20 protein-coding genes are annotated in these 22,524 nt (G+C 63.9%); 10 read left to right on the top strand and 10 right to left on the bottom strand.

Annotated features, from left to right (window positions below; genetic code table 11):
• Window positions 1-269: 269 nt before the first annotated feature.
• On the top strand, window positions 270-1,286 hold the full coding sequence (locus IVA88_RS27055) for an LLM class flavin-dependent oxidoreductase (protein WP_247500185.1): 1,017 nt from the start codon (window positions 270-272) through the stop codon (window positions 1,284-1,286).
• A 7-nt stretch (window positions 1,287-1,293) separates the two neighbouring features.
• Here the strand turns inward: IVA88_RS27055 and IVA88_RS27050 are convergent, their stop codons facing one another.
• Window positions 1,294-2,139 (bottom strand): prephenate dehydratase, encoded by an 846-nt coding sequence (locus tag IVA88_RS27050; RefSeq protein WP_247500184.1) that lies wholly within the window; start codon window positions 2,137-2,139, stop codon window positions 1,294-1,296.
• A 21-nt stretch (window positions 2,140-2,160) separates the two neighbouring features.
• Window positions 2,161-2,901, bottom strand: a complete 741-nt coding sequence (locus tag IVA88_RS27045; protein WP_247500183.1) for a 3-deoxy-manno-octulosonate cytidylyltransferase — start codon at window positions 2,899-2,901, stop codon at window positions 2,161-2,163.
• Between the two features lie 219 nt (window positions 2,902-3,120).
• Between IVA88_RS27045 and IVA88_RS27040 the strand changes: the two genes are divergently transcribed.
• From IVA88_RS27040 to IVA88_RS27015, 6 genes are all read left to right on the top strand, one after another.
• Entirely contained in the window at window positions 3,121-3,675 is a 555-nt protein-coding gene (locus IVA88_RS27040; protein ID WP_247500182.1) for a cytochrome c family protein, read from the top strand.
• Window positions 3,676-3,884: 209 nt separating this feature from the next.
• Window positions 3,885-5,783: an extracellular solute-binding protein gene (locus IVA88_RS27035; RefSeq protein ID WP_247500181.1), complete on the top strand. Its 1,899-nt coding sequence runs from the start codon at window positions 3,885-3,887 to the stop codon at window positions 5,781-5,783.
• 14 nt (window positions 5,784-5,797) lie between these two features.
• Window positions 5,798-7,672, top strand: a complete 1,875-nt coding sequence (locus IVA88_RS27030; protein ID WP_247500180.1) for an extracellular solute-binding protein — start codon at window positions 5,798-5,800, stop codon at window positions 7,670-7,672.
• 2 nt (window positions 7,673-7,674) lie between these two features.
• Window positions 7,675-8,784, top strand: a complete 1,110-nt coding sequence (locus IVA88_RS27025; RefSeq protein ID WP_007605353.1) for a microcin C ABC transporter permease YejB — start codon at window positions 7,675-7,677, stop codon at window positions 8,782-8,784.
• Window positions 8,784-9,965 carry an ABC transporter permease gene (locus IVA88_RS27020; RefSeq protein ID WP_247500179.1) on the top strand — a complete coding sequence of 394 codons (1,182 nt, stop codon included), beginning with the start codon at window positions 8,784-8,786 and terminating at the stop codon, window positions 9,963-9,965. Before IVA88_RS27025 ends, IVA88_RS27020 begins: the two co-directional genes overlap by 1 nt.
• A 4-nt stretch (window positions 9,966-9,969) precedes the next feature.
• Complete coding sequence (locus IVA88_RS27015; protein ID WP_247500178.1) at window positions 9,970-11,607, top strand: ABC transporter ATP-binding protein; 1,638 nt, start codon at window positions 9,970-9,972, stop codon at window positions 11,605-11,607.
• Window positions 11,608-11,613: 6 nt separating this feature from the next.
• On the opposite strand, the gene IVA88_RS27010 is transcribed toward IVA88_RS27015, so the two are convergent.
• Complete coding sequence (locus IVA88_RS27010) at window positions 11,614-12,492, bottom strand: C40 family peptidase (protein WP_247500177.1); 879 nt, start codon at window positions 12,490-12,492, stop codon at window positions 11,614-11,616.
• A complete protein-coding gene (locus tag IVA88_RS27005; protein ID WP_247500176.1) occupies window positions 12,485-13,858 on the bottom strand; it encodes a leucyl aminopeptidase family protein in 1,374 nt (457 codons plus the stop codon). Before IVA88_RS27005 ends, IVA88_RS27010 begins: the two co-directional genes overlap by 8 nt.
• Before the next feature lie 202 nt (window positions 13,859-14,060).
• Here IVA88_RS27005 and IVA88_RS27000 point away from each other — a divergent pair, with 202 nt between their 5' ends.
• The 3 genes from IVA88_RS27000 (at window position 14,061) to IVA88_RS26990 (ending at window position 15,505) form a co-directional block, all read left to right on the top strand.
• On the top strand, window positions 14,061-14,264 hold the full coding sequence (locus tag IVA88_RS27000; protein ID WP_018454690.1) for a hypothetical protein: 204 nt from the start codon (window positions 14,061-14,063) through the stop codon (window positions 14,262-14,264).
• A 183-nt stretch (window positions 14,265-14,447) separates the two neighbouring features.
• Window positions 14,448-14,594, top strand: a complete 147-nt coding sequence (locus tag IVA88_RS26995; protein ID WP_247500175.1) for a hypothetical protein — start codon at window positions 14,448-14,450, stop codon at window positions 14,592-14,594.
• 83 nt (window positions 14,595-14,677) lie between these two features.
• On the top strand, window positions 14,678-15,505 hold the full coding sequence (locus IVA88_RS26990; protein WP_247500174.1) for a tetratricopeptide repeat protein: 828 nt from the start codon (window positions 14,678-14,680) through the stop codon (window positions 15,503-15,505).
• A 60-nt stretch (window positions 15,506-15,565) separates the two neighbouring features.
• Here the strand turns inward: IVA88_RS26990 and IVA88_RS26985 are convergent, their stop codons facing one another.
• Genes IVA88_RS26985 through IVA88_RS26960 form a run of 6 tightly spaced genes read right to left on the bottom strand, consistent with a single transcriptional unit; the run spans window position 15,566 to window position 22,518 of the window.
• On the bottom strand, window positions 15,566-16,540 hold the full coding sequence (locus tag IVA88_RS26985) for a type II secretion system F family protein (protein WP_247500173.1): 975 nt from the start codon (window positions 16,538-16,540) through the stop codon (window positions 15,566-15,568).
• 9 nt (window positions 16,541-16,549) lie between these two features.
• Window positions 16,550-17,527: a type II secretion system F family protein gene (locus tag IVA88_RS26980; RefSeq protein ID WP_247500172.1), complete on the bottom strand. Its 978-nt coding sequence runs from the start codon at window positions 17,525-17,527 to the stop codon at window positions 16,550-16,552.
• A gap of 16 nt (window positions 17,528-17,543) precedes the next feature.
• Entirely contained in the window at window positions 17,544-19,001 is a 1,458-nt protein-coding gene (locus IVA88_RS26975) for a CpaF family protein (RefSeq protein WP_247500171.1), read from the bottom strand.
• Between the two features lie 21 nt (window positions 19,002-19,022).
• Window positions 19,023-20,291 carry an AAA family ATPase gene (locus IVA88_RS26970; protein WP_247500170.1) on the bottom strand — a complete coding sequence of 423 codons (1,269 nt, stop codon included), beginning with the start codon at window positions 20,289-20,291 and terminating at the stop codon, window positions 19,023-19,025.
• Complete coding sequence (locus IVA88_RS26965) at window positions 20,288-21,025, bottom strand: CpaD family pilus assembly protein (protein ID WP_247500169.1); 738 nt, start codon at window positions 21,023-21,025, stop codon at window positions 20,288-20,290. Before IVA88_RS26965 ends, IVA88_RS26970 begins: the two co-directional genes overlap by 4 nt.
• A gap of 17 nt (window positions 21,026-21,042) precedes the next feature.
• Window positions 21,043-22,518: a type II and III secretion system protein family protein gene (locus IVA88_RS26960; protein WP_247500423.1), complete on the bottom strand. Its 1,476-nt coding sequence runs from the start codon at window positions 22,516-22,518 to the stop codon at window positions 21,043-21,045.
• Window positions 22,519-22,524: the final 6 nt, after the last annotated feature.

Here is a 22,524-nt window from a genome sequence, read left to right as displayed (position 1 = left end):
ACGCGATGTCGGAAGGAAAAGTTTTGCAATTTGAAATCAGGTTGGGAAGTCCGTATTCTCATAAGATGCTAAACATATCAGCTTCTTAATAAGATGTTGGCGACTATTTGGTGCGATTTTGGTGTGTGGGCAGTAAGAAGTCCATGCTATCAGCGTATCGTTGGCCCAACGCTGCGGCGAGGTCCGGGGCGCGGGCCCTGTGACCTGCACGTCAGACCTGCGCGGCCTGCCCATTGCCGCCGCGCTGCCCTCCACTACGTTAGCGCGCCATGATCCCGCTTTCAGTCCTCGACCTCTCCGTCGTCACAACAGGTACAAAGCCCGCCGCGGCGCTGCGCAACAGCATCGACCTGGCGCGCCATGTCGACGGGCTCGGCTATGTCCGCTACTGGCTCGCCGAGCATCACAACCTTGCCTCCGTCGCGAGTCCGGCGCCCGACGTGATGATCGGGCAGATCGCGGCGGTGACGAAGCACATCCGCGTCGGCTCCGGTGGGGTGATGCTGCCCAATCACGCGCCGCTGGTCGTGGCCGAGCGCTTCAAGATGCTGGAGGCGCTGTTTCCCGGCCGCATCGATCTCGGCCTCGGCCGTGCCCCCGGCACTGACGGTGCCACGGCCTATGCGTTGCGCAGCCGGCTCGACCGCCGCGAAGGCGACGATTTCCTCGAGCGCCTGCACGAATTGATCCTGTGGCAGACCCGGGAATTCCCCTCGGGCCATCCTTACCACAACGTCGTCGCGATGCCCGATGATACGCCGTTGCCGCCGATCTGGCTGCTCGGCTCCAGCGATTATTCCTCGGAGCTCGCCGCGCAGGTCGGCATGGGCTTTGCCTTCGCCCATCATTTTGCGTCCCACGATGCGGTCGATGCAATGGTGCGTTACCGCAATCGTTTTCAGCCCTCGGCCTGGAGCACGAGTCCGCGCGCGATCCTCGCGGTCGCCGTCATCGCGGCGGATACCGACGACGAGGCCGAAAAGCTCGCCGCGTCTTTCGACCTCAACCGCCTGCGCCGCGACCGCGGCCAGTATCTTCCGTTGCCGAGTGTGGAGGAGGCGCTGGCCTATCCTTACACCGACTCCGAGCGCACCTCGATCCTGCGCAACCGTTCGCGCCTGTTCGTCGGCAGCCCTGCAACCGTGCAGAAGACGCTGCAGCCGCTGATCGACGCGAGCAGGCCGGACGAGTTGATGGTGATCACCGCCGTGTATGACCACGAGGCGCGAAAGAGATCGTATTCGCTGCTGGCGGAGGCGTTCGGGCTGGCGAAACAGGCGGCGTAAACCGAGGCTATTCCATCGTCGCCCGGAACGGGTGCCCCGGATAGACGCCGACGATGCGGAATTCGCGCGAGAAGAATTTCAGCTCCTCGATCGCGAAGGCGAGGCCCTTGTCATCAGGGTGGCCGTCAACGTCGGCGTAGAACTGGGTGGCGAAGAAATTGCCGTCGACCATGTAGCTCTCGAGCTTGGTCATGTTGACGCCGTTGGTGGCAAAGCCGCCGAGCGCCTTGTAGAGCGCGGCCGGCAAATTGCGCACCCGGAAGACAAAAGTGGTGACCAGAGGACCGGAGCCCTGTGCGGCCCATTTCGGTTCGCGCGCCAGCACCACGAAGCGCGTGGTGTTGTGGGCCTCGTCCTCGATGTCCTCAGCCAAAATGTCGAGGCCGTAGATCTGCGCGGCGAGGCGCGAGGCGATCGCGGCGACGGACTTGTCGTTGCGCTCGGAAATGTCGCGGGCACTGCCGGCGGTATCGGCGTGCACGATTGGCTTGATGCCGAGCTTGCGGATGATGCGCCGGCACTGGCCGAGCGCGTGCACATGGCTCTCGACGCTCTTGATGTCTTCGAGCCTGGTCCCCTTCACCGCCATCAGCTGATGCCGGACCGGCAGAAACCACTCGCCGACGATGAACAGGCCGGAGGCCGGCAGCAAATGATGGATATCGGCGACGCGGCCCGCGACCGAATTCTCGATCGGGATCATGCCGAGATCGGCCTCGCCCGACGAGATCGCCGACAGCGCGTCCTCGAAGGTGGCGCAGGGCATCGGCTCGGCGTCGGGATAGGCCTCTACGATGGCGATGTGGGAATTGGCCCCAGGCTCGCCCTGGAATGCGATTTTCAGCTTGCTCATGCTCGGCCTTGTAACAGCGGCTCAGGATTTGGAAAGGATGCTGCGGGCGGTTTCCAGGTCCGCCGGCGTGTCGACCCCGCGGGGCACGGTATCGACGATGGTGAAGTCGATGCGCATTCCAGCCTCCAGCGCCCGGAGCTGCTCGAGCTTCTCCTGCAATTCCAGCGGCGAGGGTGGCAGCGAGACGTAGCGCTCCAGCGCGGCGCGGCGATAGGCGTAGAGGCCGATATGGTGGTAACGCGGCCCGTCGCCCGTCGGCGCGGTCGCGCGGGTGAAATAAAGCGCGCGCATGCGCCTGCCACCGAGCGAGGTTCCGATCGCCTTCACGACGCTCGGCGCAAGGTCCTCTTCTTGGGTGTGGATCTGCGAGGCCAGCGTGGCGATGTCCACGGCGGGGTCTTGCAGCGGCGGCAGCACCTCGCGGATGTTGTCGATCGTGATCGTCGGGAAATCGCCCTGGAGATTGACCACGATCTCGGCCTTGCCGTCCGGATCGAGCTTCTGCATGGCCTCGTGGATGCGGTCGGAGCCGGAGGGGTGCTCCGGGCGGGTTATCACGGCCTCGCCGCCATGGGCGGTCACGACGGAAGCGATCTCTGCGGTGTCGGTCGCGACCGCGACCCGGCCTATCCCGGCGGCTTCGGCACGGCGCATGACGTGCACGATCATCGGCTGCCCCGCGATATCGGCGAGCGGCTTGCCGGGCAGGCGGGTGGCGGCCATGCGGGCCGGAATAAGCACCAGGATGCGGGGATCGATCATCGTTCAAGAGCCTGGAAACGGGGCGTTTTCCGCGCCGGGAAATGCGGTGGGGACGGGCTTGAAGCCCGCTCGCTTATACGGGTTGCCAGACCCCGGGCAAACCGATATCTCAATGGCAAAACTCGGGGAAACAATAGGGAACGTTTGATTCTCCGAGGCTCGTCGTGGCGGCCGCTGTGGGCCGCTCGATCCTTCTTGCGGTGTGGGGCCTGGCCGGAAATGGACTCTTTCGAACTGAACAAGATTCTCGGTGCCGTGCTCGGCACCTGTCTCGTCCTGCTGGTGACGAGCTTCACCGCGAGTGCGCTGTTCTCACCCAAGATGCCGGAAAAGCCGGGCTTCGAGATCGCCGTGAAGGAAGACGCCGGCCACGGCAAGGAAGGCGGCGCTGCCGCCGCGGCTGCCGAGCCGATCGAAAAGCTGCTCCAGACCGCCTCGGTCGAGAAGGGCGCCTCCGCCGCCAAGAAGTGCGGCGCCTGCCACACCTTCGAGAAGGGCGGCCCGAACCGTGTCGGTCCCAATCTTTATGGCGTCGTTGGCGACCATGTTGGCCAGGGCCGCGGCGGCTTCAACTTCTCGGCCGCGATGAAGGCCAAGGGCGGCACCTGGGATTTCGATGCGCTCAACAAGTTCATCGCCAATCCCAAGGCGGCTGTCCCGGGCACCGCAATGGGCTTTGCCGGCATCCCGAAGGATAGCGAGCGCGCCGACGTCATCGCGTATCTGAACAGCCTCTCCGACAGCCCGAAGCCGCTGCCCACCGCGGCGAAGTAAGACATATCGTCATCGATCTCAGTACGCGGCCGGGCTCAAAGCCCGGCCGTTTTGCTTATCGGGCCCTCGCGGCGTTGTTATCGGGGCGTTTGGCCGCAGCGATCGGCGGGCCGGCCTTCCAAGATGAGGAAAAAGCAACATATTCCGTCGAAACCTCGCCTATATTGGGAACTTAAAGGAGTAGCCTCCTTCAAGACAGGAATGTTGATTTGGCCCTTACCCGACGCGATCTCCTGCTCACTGGTACCGCTGCCGCGGCGCTCCCCGCCCTTGGTTCCGTAGGGGGCCTTCCTGCCGGCGCAGCGCATGCGCAATCTGCCGGCGCGCTCCCCTGGCGCCACGCTCTGTCGCTGTTCGGACAGGTCAAGTATCCCGCGGACTTCAAGCGCTTCGACTACGTCAATCCGGATGCGCCCAAAGGCGGCGTCGCGCGCCAGATCGCGGTCGGCACCTTCGACAATTTCAACATCGTCGTCTCCGGTGTGAAGGGGCAGGTCGCCGGCGCCGTGGCATTCATCTATGAATCGCTCCTGACAGCTGCGCTCGACGAAGTCTCGACCGAATACGGCGCACTGGCCGAGGCCGTCAGCCATCCCGACGATTTCTCCTTCGTCACCTATCGTCTGCGCTCCGACGCCAAATGGCACGACGGCAAGCCAGTCACCGCGGACGACGTGATCTTCTCGCTCGATTCCTTCAAGAAGCACCACCCGATGTACTCGGCCTATTACAGCCATGTGCTGAAGGCCGAGAAGGTCGGCGAGCGCGAGGTAAAGTTCGTGTTCGACGCACCGGGCAATCGCGAACTGCCGCAGATCGTAGGCCAACTCACGGTCCTGCCGAAGCATTGGTGGGAGGGGACGGACGCACAGGGCCGCAAGCGCGATGTCTCCGCCACCACGCTCGAAGTGCCGCTGGGTTCGGGCCCCTACAGGGTCAAGGAATTCGTTGCCGGACGGTCGATCGTGCTGGAGCGCGTCAAGGATTATTGGGGACGCGACCTCCCCGCCAATGTGGGCCGCAATAATTTCGACGAGCTGCGCTACGAGTACTTCCGCGACGCGACCGTCGCGATCGAGGCTTTCAAGGCCGATCAGGTCGATTGGCGCACTGAGAACAGCGCGAAGAACTGGGCGACTGCCTACGATTTCCCGGCGGTGACCGAAAAGCGCGTCCTCCTCGAGGAGTTTGCCAATCGCAGCTCGGGCGTCATGCAGGCCTTCGTGCCGAACCTGCGCCGCGGCAAGTTCAGCGATCCCCGCGTGCGTCGTGCGCTCAACTACGCGTTCGACTTCGAGGAGATGAACAAGCAGATCTTCTACGGTCAGTACAAACGCGTCAGTAGCTATTTCGACGGCATCGACGAGCTGATGGCGACCGGGTTGCCGCAGGGCAAGGAGCTCGAGGTCCTCGAGACCGTCCGCGCCGAAGTCCCGCCCGAAGTCTTCACGGCGGCCTACACCAATCCGGTCGGCGGCAGTCCGGAAGCCGTGCGCGATAATCTGCGCGAGGCGCTGCGGTTGTTCAAGGAAGCCGGCTACGAGGTGCGCGACCGCAAGCTGATCGACGTCAAGACCGGCGCCCAGTTCTCGCTCGAATTGCTGAACTCGGATCCGAGCTTCGAGCGGATCACGCTGTTCTACAAGCCGTCGCTGGAACGGCTCGGTATTGCCGTCAGCGTGCGGACGGTCGATCCGACCCAATACGAGAACAGGACTCGCGAGTGGGACTTCGACATCGTCACCAACTCCTGGGGCGAGTCGCAGTCGCCGGGGAATGAGCAGCGCGAGTTCTGGTCGTCGAAGACGGCCGACATCGCCGGTTCGCGCAACATTGCCGGCATCAAGAACCCGGCGGTCGACAAGCTGATCGAGCGGGTGATCTACGCCAAGGGTCGCGACGATCTCGTCGCGGCAACCAAGGCGCTCGACCGCGTGCTGCTGTGGAATCATTACGTCGTGCCGCAGTGGACCTATACGAAGGTACGCACCGCGCGTTGGGACCGCTTCGGCCGGCCGGCGGAGTTGCCCAAATACGGTCAATCCGGCTTCCCGTTCATCTGGTGGTATGACGCAGACAAGGCGGCGCGGATCGCAAAGAAATCGTGAAGGGCATTTCTCGCATGGCGCAGCTTTCACGCCGGCACGTGCTGGCCTTGGGTGCAGGCGGCGCGTTCAGCGCCGCCTGGCTCCGGAGCGCGACAGCGTCCGAGATGTCCGCCGAGGCTCACGGCATGTCTGCATTCGGCGACCTTAAATATCCCGCCGACTTCCACCATTTCGACTACGTCAATCTGGATGCGCCGAAGGGTGGGACATTCTCGCTGATTCCGTCGGTGCGCGCGTACAATCAGTCCTATCAGACCTTCAACTCGCTCAACGCCTTCATCCTGAAGGGCGACGGCGCGCAAGGCGTGGACATGACGTTTTCGCCGCTAATGGTACGAGCAAGCGATGAGCCGGACGCGATGTACGGGCTTGCCGCCAAATCCGTGCGGATATCGCCGGACAGGCTGGTTTATCGCTTCACGATGCGGCCCGAGGCGAAATTCCACGACGGCACCAGGCTCACCGCTCACGATGCGGCGTTCTCGCTGACGTCGCTGAAGACCAAGGGCCATCCGTTGATCATCGTGCAGATGCGCGACATGGTCAGCGCGGAAGCGATCGACGACGCGACGCTCGTCGTCACCTTTGCCAAGGGACGTGCGCGCGACGTGCCACTCTATGTCGCGGGACTGCCGATTTTCTCGAAGGCCTACTATGCGTCTCGTCCGTTCGACGAAACGTCGCTGGAGGTCCCGCTGGGGTCAGGGCCCTACAAGGTCGGCAAGTTCGAGGTCAACCGCTACATCGAGTATGAGCGCGTCAAGGACTGGTGGGCTGCCGACCTGGCGCCTTGCCGCGGCAGCTACAATTTCGACGTCGTGCGCTACGAATTCTACCGCGACCGCGATGTCGCCTTCGAAGGTTTTACCGGCAAGAACTATCTCTACCGCGAGGAGTTCACCTCCCGCCTTTGGGCGACGCGTTACGATTTTCCCGCCGTGAAGGACGGTCGCGTCAAGATGGAGGTCGTGCCCGACGACACGCCGTCCGGCGCGCAAGGATGGTTCATCAACACGCGGCGCGACAAGTTCAGGGATCCTCGCGTCCGCGAGGCCCTGATCAATGTCTTCGACTTCGAATGGACCAACAAGACCATCATGTACGGCGCCTATGCCCGTACCGTGTCACCATTTCAGAACTCCGACCTGATGGCGAGCGACGGGCCTCCTTCGCCGGACGAGCTGAAGCTGCTGGAGCCGTTCCGCGGTCAGGTTCCGGATGAAGTCTTTGCCGCGCCGTTCACGCCGCCGGTCTCGGACGGCTCCGGGCAAGACCGCAGCCTGTTGCGCAAGGCGCAGCAACTGCTCAGCGAGGCCGGCCTGCCTATCAAGGACGGCAAACGGGTGCTGCCGAACGGAGACGTGTTCAGGATCGAGTTCCTGTTGGACGAGCCTTCGTTCCAGCCGCACCATGCGCCCTACATCAAAAACCTTGCGACGCTCGGCATCGAAGCGAGTGTGCGCCTCGTCGATGCCGTGCAACACAAGGCGCGCCAGGAAGATTTCGATTTCGACATGACGATCCAACGCTTCAGCATGTCGGCAACGCCGGGCGATGCCATGCGCGCATTCTTCTCGTCGCAGGTCGCCGCAACCAAAGGCTCATACAATCTGGCGGGCATCGCCAGCCCGGCCATCGACGCCGTGATCGAGAAGATCATGGCGGCCGACAGTCGCGAGGAATTGACCGTGGCCTGCCGCGCCTTCGATCGCCTGTTCCGCGCCGGCCGCTATTGGGTGCCGCAATGGTATAACAAGACGCACCGGCTTGCTTATTGGGACCAATTCGGCCATCCGCAGAAGCTGCCGCGTTATGCCAACGGCGTCGGCGCTCCCGATATCTGGTGGTATGATGGCGGCAAGGCCGCCAAGCTGGAGCAGGCGAAATAGCCATGAGCGCCTATATCGCCCGCCGCATCCTGCTGATGATCCCTACCTTGCTCGGGATCCTCTTCGTTTCCTTCATCGTCGTGCAGTTCGCGCCGGGTGGCCCGGTCGAGCGCGTGATCGCGCAGCTCTCGGGCGCCGACACCGGCGGTACCTCGCGCATTTCGGGCGGCAGCGACTTCGCGCAGCGCGCCCCGGGGCAGTTGGGGGCCGGCGGTGACGCCATCAACTCGAAATATCGTGGCGCGCAAGGCCTCGATCCCGATTTCATCAAAAAGCTGGAAGTGCAGTTCGGCTTCGACAAGCCGGCCCCGGAGCGCTTCGCGCTGATGGTGTGGAACTTCGCCCGCTTCGATTTCGGCAAGAGCTATTTTCGCGACGTCAGCGTATTGCAGCTCGTCAAGGAAAAGCTGCCGGTCTCGATCTCGCTCGGCATCTGGCTGACGCTGCTGACCTATTTGATCTCGATTCCGCTCGGCATCCGCAAGGCGGTCAGGGACGGAACGCGCTTCGACACCTGGACGTCGAGCGTGCTCGTGCTCGGCTACGCCATTCCCGGTTTCCTGTTCGCGATCCTCCTGATCATCCTGTTTGCCGGGGGATCGTTCTTCAACTGGTTCCCGCTGCGCGGACTGACCTCAGACGGCTGGTCGCAATTTCCCTGGTACTGGAAGATCATCGATTACTTCTGGCATTTGACGCTGCCGCTGATCGCCATGGGGCTCGGTGCGTTCACCACCATGACGTTCCTGACCAAGAACTCGTTCCTGGACGAGATCCGCAAGCAATATGTGATGACTGCGCGCGCGAAGGGCTGCAGCGAGAACCGGGTGCTCTATGGTCACGTCTTCCGCAACGCGATGCTGATCGTCATCGCCGGCTTTCCCAGCACCTTCATTCACGCCTTCTTCTCGGGCTCGCTTCTGATCGAGACCATCTTCTCGCTGGACGGGCTGGGTCTGCTCAGTTTCGAGAGCGTCCTCAACCGCGACTACCCCGTGGTGTTCGGCACGCTCTTCATCTTTTCGCTCGTTGGCCTCGTGATCAACCTCATCTCTGACCTGACCTATATGTGGATCGATCCGCGGATCGATTTCGAGGCTCGGGAGGTCTGATGACGCTGACCGCCCCCACCAGGCCAATCGAAACCACTGCGAAGTCGCCACTCGGCGATGCCGTGCCGATGACGCGCAAACCGTTCGTGCCGTCGCCACTCAACAGGCGGCGCTGGCAGAATTTCAAGGCGAACCGGCGCGGCTACTGGTCGTTCTGGATCTTCCTGATCCTGTTTGTGGTGTCGCTGTTCGCCGAGCTGATCGCCAATGATCGGCCGTTCCTGATCAAATATGATGGCCGCCTCTATTGGCCGTCGGTCGTCACTTATTCGGAAACCACTTTCGGCGGCGACTTCGAAACGGCAGCCGACTACCGCGATCCCTATTTGCAGAAGCTGATCAGGGACAAGGGTGGCAGCATCGTCTGGCCGCTGATCCGCTACTCCTACGACACCCACAATCTCGATCTGCCGACGCCAGCACCGTCGCCGCCGACCTGGATGCTGACGGAAGCGCAGTGCAAGCCTGTCGTCGAGAAGAAGGGCCTCAAGAGCTGTCGCGATCTCGAATACAACTGGCTCGGCACCGACGATCAGGGCCGCGACGTGGTGGCGCGGCTGATCTACGGCTTCCGCATCTCGGTGCTGTTCGGCCTCTGCCTGACCATCGTCTCATCAATTGTCGGCATCGCGGCCGGCGCGGTGCAGGGCTATTTCGGCGGCTGGATCGACCTGTTATTCCAGCGCTTCATCGAGATATGGACCGCAATCCCATCGCTCTATCTGCTGCTGATCCTGTCGTCGGTGCTGGTGCCGGGCTTCTTCGTGCTTCTCGGCATCCTGCTGTTGTTTTCCTGGGTGTCGTTGGTCGGACTCGTGCGCGCGGAATTTCTGCGGGGACGCAATTTCGAGTACATCCAGGCGGCGCGGGCGCTCGGCGTTTCGAACGCCGTGATCATGTTCAGACATCTGCTGCCGAACGCAATGGTCGCGACCATGACCTTCCTGCCATTCATCGTATCGAGTTCGGTGATGACGCTGACGGCGCTCGACTTCCTCGGCTTCGGACTGCCACCCGGCTCGCCGTCGCTCGGCGAGCTGTTGTCGCAGGGCAAGTCCAACGTGCAGGCGCCTTGGCTCGGTTTCTCCGGCTTCTTCTCGGTCGCGATCATGCTGTCGCTCTTGATCTTCATCGGCGAGGCTGTGCGCGACGCCTTCGATCCGCGCAAGACGTTCAGGTAAACCAATGGACGCGATCAACCAGCCTCTGCTCAGCGTCAGCGACCTCTCGGTGGCCTTCCACCAGGGCGGCGCCACCACGCTCGCAGTCGACAAGGTATCGTTCCAGATCAAGCGCGGCGAGTGCGTCGCGCTGGTCGGCGAGTCCGGCTCCGGCAAGTCGGTCAGCGCGCTCTCGATCCTCAAGCTGCTGCCCTATCCGAACGCCTCGCATCCCTCGGGTAGCATCCGCTTCAAGGGACAGGAACTGATCGATCAGTCGGAGCAGGAGATGCGGGGGATTCGCGGCAGCGACATCTCCATTATCTTCCAGGAGCCGATGACCTCGCTCAATCCACTGCACACGATCGAGGCGCAGATCGGCGAGATCATCCAGCTGCACAATCCGACCAGCAATGCCGAGGCGCGCAGGCGGACGCTGGAATTGCTGACGCAGGTCGGCATTCCCGAGCCTGAAACGCGGCTGAAGAGCTATCCACACCAGCTCTCCGGCGGCCAGCGCCAGCGCGTGATGATCGCGATGGCGCTTGCCAACGAGCCGGACCTCCTGATCGCGGACGAGCCGACCACGGCGCTCGACGTTACCGTGCAGGCGCAGATCCTGACGCTGCTCGCAGAGATCCGCGGCCGGCTCGGCATGAGCCTGCTCTTCATCACCCACGATCTCGGCATCGTGCGTCGCATCGCCGACCAGGTCTGCGTCATGAAGGGCGGCGAGATCGTCGAGCAGGGACCGGTCGAGCAGGTCTTCAAGAGCCCGAAGCATCCCTATACGCGCGACCTGCTCGCCGCGGAACCGAAGCCGGATCCGGCGCCGCCGCAGCCGGATGCGCCGGTGGTAATGTCGGCCGACGACCTGAAAGTCTGGTTCCCGATCAAGCGCGGGTTGATGCGCAAGACGGTCGGTCACATCAAGGCGGTCGACGGCGTCAGCATCGCCGTGCGCAAGGGCGAGACGCTCGGCGTCGTCGGCGAGTCCGGATCGGGCAAGACCACGCTGGGGCTGGCATTGATGCGGCTGATCTCCTCGAACGGACGCATTGTGTTCCTCGGAAAAGATATCCAGGGCCTGCGGTTCAAGGAGATGCGGCCGTTCCGGCGCGACATGCAGATCGTGTTCCAGGATCCGTTCGGCTCGCTCAGCCCGCGCATGTCGGTCGCCGACATCGTCGCCGAAGGCCTCACCGTGCATCAGCCGAAGCTCTCGCGCGAGGAGCGTGAGGAGCGCGTCGTCAAGGCGCTCGAGGATGTCGGGCTGAAGCCGGATACCCGCTACCGCTATCCGCATGAATTCTCCGGCGGCCAGCGCCAGCGCATCTCGATCGCGCGGGCGGTGGTGCTGGAGCCGGATTTCGTCGTGCTGGATGAGCCGACCAGTGCGCTCGACATGCTGATTCAGGCGCAGATGGTCGATCTGCTACGTGAATTGCAGCGCCGTCGCGACCTCACCTACATGTTCATCTCGCACGATCTACGCGTTGTCGCTTCGCTCGCCAGCCATCTGATCGTGATGCGCGGCGGCAAGGTCGTCGAGGAAGGCCAAGCCGCCGAACTCTTCAAGAACCCGAAGACGGATTACACACGCGCGCTGTTTGCGGCGGCGTTTCGGCTGGAGACCGAGGGGAATGGATCGGTGGCGACGTAGCCGCCGTCAGAGCCGCTTGATCGCGGCGACCTCGCCTCCAGCCGTCCTGATCCGGGCGATCGCCGGCTCGACCGGTTCGATCTCCGTTGTCATGTGATGCGCATTGGCGTGAACCATGGTGCCGGCATCGCGGACGATGGCCACATGACCCTTCCAGAAAATGAGATCGCCGCGTTGCAGCTTGCCCAACTCATGCGGCTCCAGTGCGCGGCCGAGGCCGGCCTGTTGCATGTCGCTGTCGCGTGGGCAGCCGACGCCCGCCGATGTCAGCGAGACCTGGACGAGACCGGAGCAATCGATACCAAAACTGCTTTTGCCGCCCCAGAGATAGGGCGTGCCAACGAAACGCTCGGCGACGGTGACGAAATCCGGCTCGCGATGACCAAGCGGGGCGAGATGGGCCTTGGGCAGATATTGTCCGTCGCGCGTCACGGCGAAGCTGCCGTCCTCGCGCGCGACCGCAATCTTCGATCCCATCATCAGCGTGTCTGCCGGCGGCAGCTTTATCGAGGGGCCGGGGAAGGCAAAGGTTCGTAGCGCGCTGATCATGTGGGTCGGGGCGGCCGAGGGTGTCCTGAGCGCAGCATCCGGCAGCCAGCCGACATATCCGTCGCCATTGAGCTGACCCCAGGCCCACCCCTCACCGTTGCGATCGTAGACCGTGACGCGCTCGCCGCGCAGCGCTTGCGTCATCAGCATCGCGTCCGATGACGGATGCTCGCGCACGGGCGCGATCGCCTCGACGATCTCGAACTCCTCGCCCGTGACGAAGCGATCCGCCTGCACCTTGCCTTCGAGATATTTCGCGGCGAGGTCGCCCCGCGCCGGTGTCAGCCTTGGATCGTGACTTGGATCGTGACTTGGACCGTGCCTTGGATCACGCATAGCGCTCGCTCAGCAATGTGTAGATTGCGCGCGCGGCCTGACACTCGCCGCCCTCGGGTCGTGCGGCCTTCGCCGAGGGGGTCCAGCCGTAGATGTCGACATGCAGCCAGCTCCTGGCCTGTTCGACGAAGCGTTGCAGGAACAGCGCGCAAATGATCGAGCCGGCAAAGCCGCCGGACGGTGCGTTGGTGATGGTGGCTGTCTTGGAGTCCAGCCACGCGTCGTAGGGCGGCCACAGCGGCATGCGCCACAACGGGTCGTTCTCCTTCACCGCGCATCGCGCGACGTCGGCGGCAAGCGTCTCATCATTGGTGTAAAAGGGCGGTAAATCCGGCCCCAGCGCGACGCGCGCTGCTCCCGTCAACGTACCCAGATCGATCAACAGGTCGGGCTTTTCCTCGTCGGCCAGCGCCAGCGCGTCGGCGAGCACCAGCCGTCCTTCCGCGTCCGTATTGCCGATCTCGACCGTGATGCCCTTGCGCGAGGTGAAGATGTCGAGCGGGCGGAAGGCATTGCCCGCGACCGCGTTCTCCACGGCCGGAATCAGCACACGCAGGCAGACCTTGAGCTTCGCATCCATCACCATGCGCGCTAATGCCAGCACGTTGGCGGCGCCTCCCATGTCCTTCTTCATGATCAGCATGCCGCTCGACGGCTTCAGGTCGAGTCCGCCGGTGTCGAAGCAGACGCCCTTGCCGACCAGCGTCACCTTGGGATGAGCCGGGTCGCCCCAGCCGATGTCGATCAGCCGCGGTGCGCGGTCGGAGGCCATGCCGACGGCGTGGATCAGCGGAAAATCCGTCTTCAAGGCAGCACCGATGGTGCAGGCAAAGCTTGCACCGAATTCGGCGGCGAGATCTTGCGCGGCCGCGGCCAGCTCTTCCGGCCCCATGTCATTGGCTGGCGTGTTGATGAGGTCGCGCGCCAGCATTGCAGCGTCCGCGATGCGGTTGATCTCGGTCGCATCGACGCCGTCGGGCGGCACCAGGCGGACCTCGGGGCGGTCCGCCTTGCGGTACCGGGCGAAGCGGTAGCTGCCGAGCGCGAAGGCGAGTGCGGCGAGTCGTGCATCGTGCGGTGCATTGGCGAAGCGATAGATGCCCGGCGGCAGCAGGCCGGGCAGGGCGCCCGGTCGGAACAGGTCGCGCGATCTTGCATCTTCGTCCTCGATGCCGAACAGCACTTGCGCGATCGCGCCATCGGGAGCGGGCAGGGCGAGATAGCCGCTTGGCTTCGCGGTAAAGGCATTCGCAGCGGCGAACTGGCGTTGCGCTGCCGGCAGCGTCTCGGCGACCTGATCCCAGCTCGACTTGGTGACGAAAGTGATCGGGATGGCGGTAGGCGACGTCTCGAAGACAGAAGGCATTGGCGGGTCCGGATCGTCAGATCGAGCGGGTCATAAGAACGGACGAGACTTCGCAGAGTTTCGCCGCCGCTGCAATCAGCTTTGCTGTCACCGTTCAGCGATCCGCTACTCGCAGCAAGGGGGCTATGCTAGGTTCCGGCGACGGCCGTCGGGTGGGGAGATCTCCGGCGGCCGACGACAAAGCCGGCCGGGAGGAAGTGCAATGGAATTTGTGTGGAGCGTGGTCACATTCATCGGCCAGGCCGTCGAGGCGATTTTTGGCTATGTCGAGCATCATCATTGGATATTCGCGTTCCTTGCCGGCGGTTACGTCTTCTATCTCCACGACCGCTCCGTTCACGCGCGGTTCGATGCGCTTGACAAGCGCATCGACGAAATCCGCAAGCGGCTCGCCATCGAATATTGATCGGGTGAGCGAAACCATCATCGGGCAGGCTTCGTATCTCATGTTGAGACCTGCCGCTCACGCGAGCGCGATCGCGCTGCTGCGCCGATTGATCGAGCAATCGGCAAATGTGCTCGGCATCGGCGGCGTCCAGTTCGACGAGCTCCGCGCGAGGCGGTCAATCGTGACGATCTTAGGCGCGAATTGCCGAGGGCGGCGCGCCCGGGCAACGATGTCGATATCCAGGCGCGGCAGCGACTGCAATTGCTGCGGGACCTGAACGAGCAGGCGAAGGCGCTCGGCGTCGATTCGGGTCTTGGCGGCAAGGTGCCGCCGCAGGCGCCGCAGTGACGGGCGAGTTAACCGGCCGTTAGGGTTAACAGTCTATTGCTGGCGCGTTCGGCTCGATCAATCGGCTCGAGAGTCAAAGCGTCATGCGTCATCGGTTCAGTCTTGAACGGTTCAGCCTTGCCCGGCTTCTTGCGTCCACCTCGCTGGTGGCGACGGTGGCCATGGGCCTCGGCGGCTGCACGGCGATTTCGAAACTCTCCGACGTCACGGGCTCGGTCGGGCCGCGGGCGGAAGCCGCTCCCACCGATCCCGCGCGCGCCGCCGAAGTCTATGGTGAGCGCTATCGTGCCAATCCCAAGGACGCCGACGCGGCGCTCGCCTACGGCCAGGCCTTGCGGGCCAACGGCCAGCGCGCCCAGGCCGCCGCCGTGCTCGAGCAGGCGACCATCGCCAATCCCGGCAACAAGGCGCTGATGGCCCAATACGGCCGCGCGCTTTCCGACAACGGCAATTTCCAGCAAGCCTTCGACGTTTTGTCGAAGGCGCATTCGCCCGACAACCCGGATTGGCGCCTGCTCTCAGTGCAGGGGACCGCGCTCGATCAGATGGGCCGTCACGAGGAAGCGCGCTCCTATTATGCGGGCGCGCTCAAGATCGCGCCGGGCGATCCCGGCGTACTCTCTAATCTCGGCCTGTCCTACATGTTGTCGAGAGACCTGCCGAAGGCCGAAGACGCGCTGCGGCAGGCCTACGCCTCGCCGCGCGCAAGCGCGCGGGTGCGGCAAAATCTGGGTCTGGTCGTCGGTCTCCAGGGTCGCTTCGCCGAAGCCGAGACCATCGTGAAGGCGGATCTGCCGCCGGACCAGGCTGCGGCCAATGTCGCCTATCTCAAGGAAATGCTGACCCGCAGCACCGTCCCGCAGGGGGCACCGAAGCGGACGCCGGTCGCCTCGCTCCGCCAGCCCGACTGATCAGACGTGATCTTCCAATCTTGAAGGCGCCCGCGGACCGCGCGTGGTCCGCGTCTCACGTTACTGCATCTCGGTGATCTTGATGCCGGTCGGTCCGAGAATGACAACGAACAGCACCGGCAGGAAGAACAGGATCATCGGCACCGTCAGCTTCGGCGGCAGCGCGGCGGCCTTCTTCTCGGCTTCGTTCATGCGCATGTCGCGGTTTTCCTGCGCCATGACCCGCAAGGAGTGGCCGAGCGGGGTGCCGTAACGCTCGGCCTGCTGGAGCGCGAGACATACCGACTTGACGCCCTCAAGGCCGGTGCGCCGCGCGAGGTTCTCATAGGCGACCTTGCGATCCTGCAAATAGGACAGCTCGGCCGTGGTCAGGGTGAACTCTTCCGACAGCGCGATCGACTGACCCACGATTTCGACCGCGACCTTCCGGAACGCCATCTCGACCGACATGCCGGATTCGATGCAGATCAGGAGCAGGTCGAGCGCATCGGGAAAGGCGCGCTTGATCGAGAGCTGCCGCTTGGAGATCGCGTTCTTGAGGAACAGCATCGGCGCCTGCAGGCCGAGATAGGCCGCACCGACGCAGATGCCGATCTTGATCGGCATGGACCGCTCCATATGCGCGATCAGGAACACGTAGACGACCGAGCCGACGAACAGCACGAGCGGGGCCACCAGGCGGGCAAACAGGAAGGTGATGTAGGGTGCCTGGCCTCGATAGCCCGCCATGATGAGTTTGTCCCGCGCAGCTTCCTGCGCGAGCCATTTGGTCAGATTGAAGTCGTCGACGACCTTCGAGACGAGCTGCTTCGGCGTCTGGCGCAGCGAGACTTTTTCGGTCTTGTGGAGGCGCTCGCGCTCGCGCTGCCGGATGCGCTCACGTTCATTCGCCACCGCCTTCATGCGCTTGGAAAGACCCTCACCGGCGAACAACGGCATCACCAGCGTATAGACGGTAGCGCTGGCGGCGATGGCCGCCAGCAGCATCGTCATGAAGTGGACGTCGTGAAGTTTCGCAACGAGGAACTCAACCATAAGGCACCATCAGAAGTCGAAGTTGATCATCTTCTTCATCACCATGATGCCAACCGACATCCAGACGACGCAGCCGACCAGCATGAGCTGGCCGGTGGGATGAGTCCAAAGCACCGAGATGTATTGTGGCGTCGTGAGGTAGACGAGGAACATCACGATCGGCGGCAGCGAGCCGATGATGCCGGCCGAGGCCTTGGCTTCCATCGACATCGCCTGGATCTTCTCTCTCATCTTCTTGCGGTCGCGCAGCACTTTGGAGAGGTTGCCGAGCGCTTCAGAGAGGTTGCCACCCGACTTCTGCTGGATCGAGATGACGATACCGAAGAAATTGGCCTCGGGCAGCGGCATGCGATCGTAGAGCCGCGTGCAGGCCTCGCCGAGCGGCATGCCGACCGCCTGCGTCTCGATGATGGACAGAAACTCGGAGCGCAGCGGCTCTGGCGCGTCGGCGGCGACGACCTTGATCGATTCGAATAACGGCAGGCCCGCCTTGATGCCGCGGACGATGACGTCGACGGCATCGGGCAACGCGGCCAGGAACTTGTTTTCGCGGCGCTTCTTCAGGAAGCCAAGCGCCCAGCGTGGCAGGCCGAAGCCACCGGCAAAGGCGAGGCCGGCGGCGCCGAGCAGGCCGCCGCCGACGAACAAGGCGACTGCGAACAGCACGCCCGCCACGACGGCAGACACGATCCAGAATTTCTGCGGCTCCCAGTCGAGGCCGGCCTGCGACAGGCGAACACTGAGCGGTACGCTCTTCTCCTGCTGGCGCCGCGCCTCGAGATCCTTGAGCGAGGTCTCGACCTGCTCGCGGCGCGAGCGCTGCGTCTTCTCGGCCGCGCGGGCCGTGGGCACCTCCGCGCGCGAGATCGAGGCGCGGCGGCTCTCCGCCTTCCGTTCCCCGGACAGCATTGGATACAGGAAGACCCAGGCGAGGCCGCCGACGGCGGCGGTGGCGAGGAAGCTGAGGGCAAGGACTTGCATGTTCATGGCTGTGCTGACCTGCTCACGTCGTCGGCGCCACTTCCGCAGCGTCGAGCGCCGCTGCAAGGCGCTTCTCTTCGCCGTAATAGCGGGCGCGTTCCCAGAATTTCGGGCGGCCGATTCCGGTCGACCGGTGCCGGCCGATGATCTTGCCGTTGGCATCCTCGCCGATCATGTCGTAGAGGAAGACGTCCTGGGTGATGATGGTGTCGCCTTCCATGCCCATCACCTCAGTGATGTGAGTGATGCGGCGCGAACCGTCGCGCAGGCGCGCGGCCTGGACGATGACGTCGATCGAGGCGCAGATCATCTCGCGGATGGTGCGCGAAGGCAGGGAGAAGCCGCCCATCGTGATCATGGATTCGCAGCGCGATAGCGCCTCGCGCGGATTGTTTGCGTGCAGCGTGCCCATCGAGCCGTCATGGCCGGTGTTCATGGCCTGGAGCAGGTCGAACGCCTCGGGTCCGCGGACTTCGCCGACGATGATGCGTTCGGGACGCATACGCAGGCAGTTGCGCACCAGCTCGCGCATGGTGACCTGGCCCTCGCCCTCGATGTTGGGCGGGCGGGTTTCCAATCGTACCACGTGCGGCTGCTGGAGCTGGAGTTCGGCGGCGTCTTCGCAGGTGATGACGCGCTCGTCGTGCTCGATGTAGTTGGTCAGGCAGTTGAGCAACGTGGTTTTGCCCGAGCCGGTACCGCCGGAGATCAGCACATTGCAGCGAACGCGGCCGATGATCTGGAGGATTTCCGCGCCTTCCGGCGAGATTGCGCCGAACTTGACGAGCTGATCGAGCGTCAGCTTGTCCTTCTTGAATTTGCGGATGGTGAGCGTGGGGCCGTCGATCGACAGCGGAGGCACGATGGCATTGACGCGGGAGCCGTCGGCCAGGCGCGCGTCGCAGATCGGCGAGGATTCGTCGACACGCCGGCCGACCTGGCTGACGATACGCTGGCAGATGTTGAGGAGCTGCTGGTTGTCGCGGAAGCGGATACCGGTGCGCTGGATCTTGCCGGCGACCTCGATGTAGACGGTGTCGGCGCCGTTGACCATGATGTCGGCGATGTCGTCGCGCGACAACAGCGGCTCCAGCGGACCGTAGCCGAGGACGTCATTGCAGATGTCATCGAGCAGCTCTTCCTGCTCGGCGATCGACATCACGATGTTCTTGATCGCGATGATCTCGTTGACGATGTCGCGGATTTCCTCCCGCGCGGACTCGGAGTCGAGCTTGGCCAGCTGGGCAAGGTCGATGGCTTCGATCAGCGCGCCGAAGATGGTCGCCTTGACCTCGTAGTAATTGTCCGAGCGGCGGGCTTCCATGGTCGGCGCAGGCTTCGCCGGGGCAAGCGGCGGCGAGGCGACCGTCGCTGGCGCGCGCGACACGGCGGGCGCCGGAGCCTGGGCAGGCTCTGGCGACACAGCGCCGGGCTTCGGGGCCCGAGGGTCGGTGTCTGTTCCGCTACGCTTACCGAACACTTAACAACTCCATGCGGCGGCTTATTTTCCCCGCAACTTCTCAATCAGGGGTGAAAGCAGGGACGATTTTTGCTTCTTGGTCTCGCTGCGGCCGGTCAGGCGCTGGGCGATCTGAAGGAACATCTCGATCGACCTATGGTTGGCCGAGATCTCTGCGATCATCTGGCCGTTATTGGCCGCCGAGCCGAAGATCTGCGGCTCGAACGGGATCGAGACAACCGGCTGGCTCTCGATCGCCTTGGCGAACTCCGCCGCGGCGATTTCGGGCCGTTTCGGCACGCCAACCTGGTTCAGGCAGTAGAGCGGCGGCCGGTCGTTGGGGCGCGCGGCCTTCAGGAGATCGAACAGGTTTTTGGCGTTGCGCAAATTGGCAAGGTCGGGCGACGCCACGATCAGGATATCGTCCGCTCCGATCAAGGCGCGTTTGGTCCAGCCCGACCATTGGTGCGGAACGTCGAGCACGATGCAGGGCATGGTGGAGCGCAGCGTGTCGAACACGGCATCGAAGGCCTCGGTGCCGAAATCATAGACCCGGTCGAGCGTTGCCGGCGCCGCCAGCAGGCTGAGATGGTCGGTGCATTTCGACAGCAGGCGGTCGATGAAGGCGGTATCGACGCGATCGGGCGAGAACACGGCGTCGGCAATACCCTGCGGCGGATCCTGGTTATAGTCGAGCCCGGCAGTGCCGAAGGCCAGATCGAGGTCGGCGACGACCGCGTCCATCGCGAGATCGCGTGCGATCGCCCAGGCGACGTTGTGGGCGATGGTTGACGCGCCGACGCCGCCCTTGGCGCCGACCACGGCGATGATGCGGCCGACGGCCTTGGCTTCCGGCGCCGAGAACAAGTTGCAAATCGAGCGCACGACGTCGATCGCGCCAACCGGCGCAAGCACGTAGTCGCTGACGCCGCGGCGCACCAGCTCGCGGTAGAGCATGACGTCGTTGATGCGGCCGATCACGACCACGCGGGTGCCGGCGTCACAGACGGTCGCGAGATGGTCGAGCCCGCCCAGCAGGTCGTTGCGGCCGTCGCTTTCGAGCACGATCACGTTCGGCGTGGGTGCGGAGCGGTAGGCTTCGACCGCAGCGGCCATACCGCCCATCTGGATCTTCAGATGGGCCTTGCCGAGACGGCGATCTTCGCCGGCCGACTGCACGGCGGCCGCCGTTTCGACGGTCTCGCAGAAAGCCTGGACGGAAACGCGCGGCGCAGGCGCAATATGCTCCTCGATCGGCGGGCGAGATGCCTCAGACTGCTCTTCTTGGGGCTGACGAGCGTAGCTGATCATTTGCCGGTGTCGCTGAGTTTGGCCCTGTCGGCCTCAGGATAGGCGACCGCCGTAGGCAGTCCCTTGCGATACTTCTCCAACGCGGCGGTGCGCCGCGCCGTGTAGGACGGCGTTTCGGGCCGCGGCTGCTCGAGATCCGACGGATTGTCGACCATCGCCGCGAGGTTGCGCTGATAGGCGCAGCCGTAATTGTAATAGTCCTTGTTCTCGAACCAGCTCTTGTTCTTCATCGAAGGGCCGATGTCTTCCGGCCACAGGCCGCAGGGACCCGCGACCGCGGCGATCTTGGAATAGGTGAGCCGGATCGGCGGCAGGAAACGCTTGTCTTCCGGCTGGTAAGGGCGCGCGTTGATGCCGCGCGGCGGAACGCCCGCCGCCGACAGCATCGCCTGGATCTCACGCATCGTGTCCGCGACCGGACGCGCGTTGGGCGTGCCGGACGGCACGTCGATCCGGATCGCGCCGGTGCCTTCGTGCAGCCAGGCCGACGCGACGCCCATCACGTCGGCGCGCTGGGCGGCGGTCAAGCCGCCGCGGGCATGGCCGACGAAGACGACGATGGAGCGATTCTGCTCCTCGATCGCGATCGGATGGCGCTGCTTGTAGTCGTCGGGAATGGAGGCCGTGACCGCTTCGTCGTGCTTGCAGCCGCCAAGGGCGAGCGCCATGCCGACGAGCGCGCCACCAAGGTGGATGGCGCGTCTGCGAATCTGGGGTGGTTTTGTGATCTTCATGAAGTCCCCGTTCCGCCTCAGTCGGTGATGAAGCCGTAGGTGCCGCGATAGTTCTTGGCCGGTTCGGTCCGGCCGGGCACGCCGTAGATGCGGTTGATGTTGCCGAGCAGCTCGGCCTGCGGATCTGCAGGCGCGGAGAAGCCATCATCCGGTCGCGACAGATCCTTTTGCGCAACTGCGCGAACGATATAGGGCGTCACGATCACGACCAGCTCGGTCGCGTTGTTGACGAAGTCGCGGCTGCGGAACAGCGTGCCAAGTATCGGGAGCTGCATCAGACCTGGCAGTCCGCTGACCGCCTGCTTGGTCTGCTGCTGGATCAGGCCGGCCATCGCCATCGCGCCGCCGGAGGGAATCTCCAGCGAGGTTTCTGCGCGGCGGGTCTTGATCGAAGGCACCGTGAGCGAGTTGACCGAGGTCGAGGTCACGGCCTGGGACAGCGTGATCGCGTTTTCGTTGGAGAGCTCAGAGACCTCGGTCATCACCCGCAGGCTGATCTTGCCCTCGGTGAGAACGACGGGGGTGAAGTTGAGCGAGATGCCGAATTTCTTGAAGCTGATCTGGGTGGTACAGACATGCGTGGTGGGATCGCACGCATAGCCCGCAGGCACCGGGAATTCACCTCCGGCGATGAACGTTGCCGATTCACCGGAGATCGCGGTCAGGTTCGGTTCGGCGAGCGTCCGGATCACGCCGGCGGATTCCATCGCACGCAGGGTGGCCTGCACCGACGGGGTTGCGCCGAATTTCGTGGTCAGGTTGTTGCCGTCGACGAGGTTGTGGCCGAGAGCCGTGAACGGATTGGAGTTGGTGAAGCTGACGACGGAGGTGCCGTAGTTGAGATTGGCGGTGAGGTCGATTCCGAGCTGCTTGATGATGCTCCGCTGCACTTCGGCGACCGTCACCTTGAGCATGACCTGGTCGCGGCCGCGGACCACGATCGAGTTCACGACCTTCTCGGGGCCGCCGGCGAGGCGCGCGGCGAGGTCGTTGGCCTGCTGGGCTTCGACCGGATTCGCGGCCGAACCGGTCAGGATGATGCCGTCCCCTAGCCCGTCGATCTGGATGTCTGAATTCGGCAGGACCTGCTTCAGGGCGGCCCGCACGCCGTTGAGGTCGCGCTTGACCGCGATGTCATAGGCCGCAATTTGCTGGCCGGCGGAATCGAAGAACACGATGTTGGTCTGGCCGATCGAGGCGCCGATGATATAGGCGCGTTGCGCCGAGCGGACGACCGCATTGGCGATCTTTGGATCAGCAACCAGCACGTCCTTGATGTCGCGCGGAAGGTCGATGACGATCGATTTGCCGACGCCGAGCGAGAGGAATCGCGCGTTCATTTGACCATCGGCCGCAGCCTGCGCCACAGGGCGATAGTCGGCGGCGACCACGGGGGTCAGCACCGGGTTGAGCGCGAGCGCGACAGCAGCCGAAAACGACAGGGCGCGGACCACAGAGGCCCGCATCGTCGCCAAATCCGCCCTGCATTTCATATCGAC

The sequence above is a fragment of the Bradyrhizobium sp. 149 genome (genome assembly GCF_023073915.1).
Lineage (GTDB): Bacteria > Pseudomonadota > Alphaproteobacteria > Rhizobiales > Xanthobacteraceae > Bradyrhizobium.
This window is presented reverse-complemented; position numbering and strand designations above follow the sequence as displayed.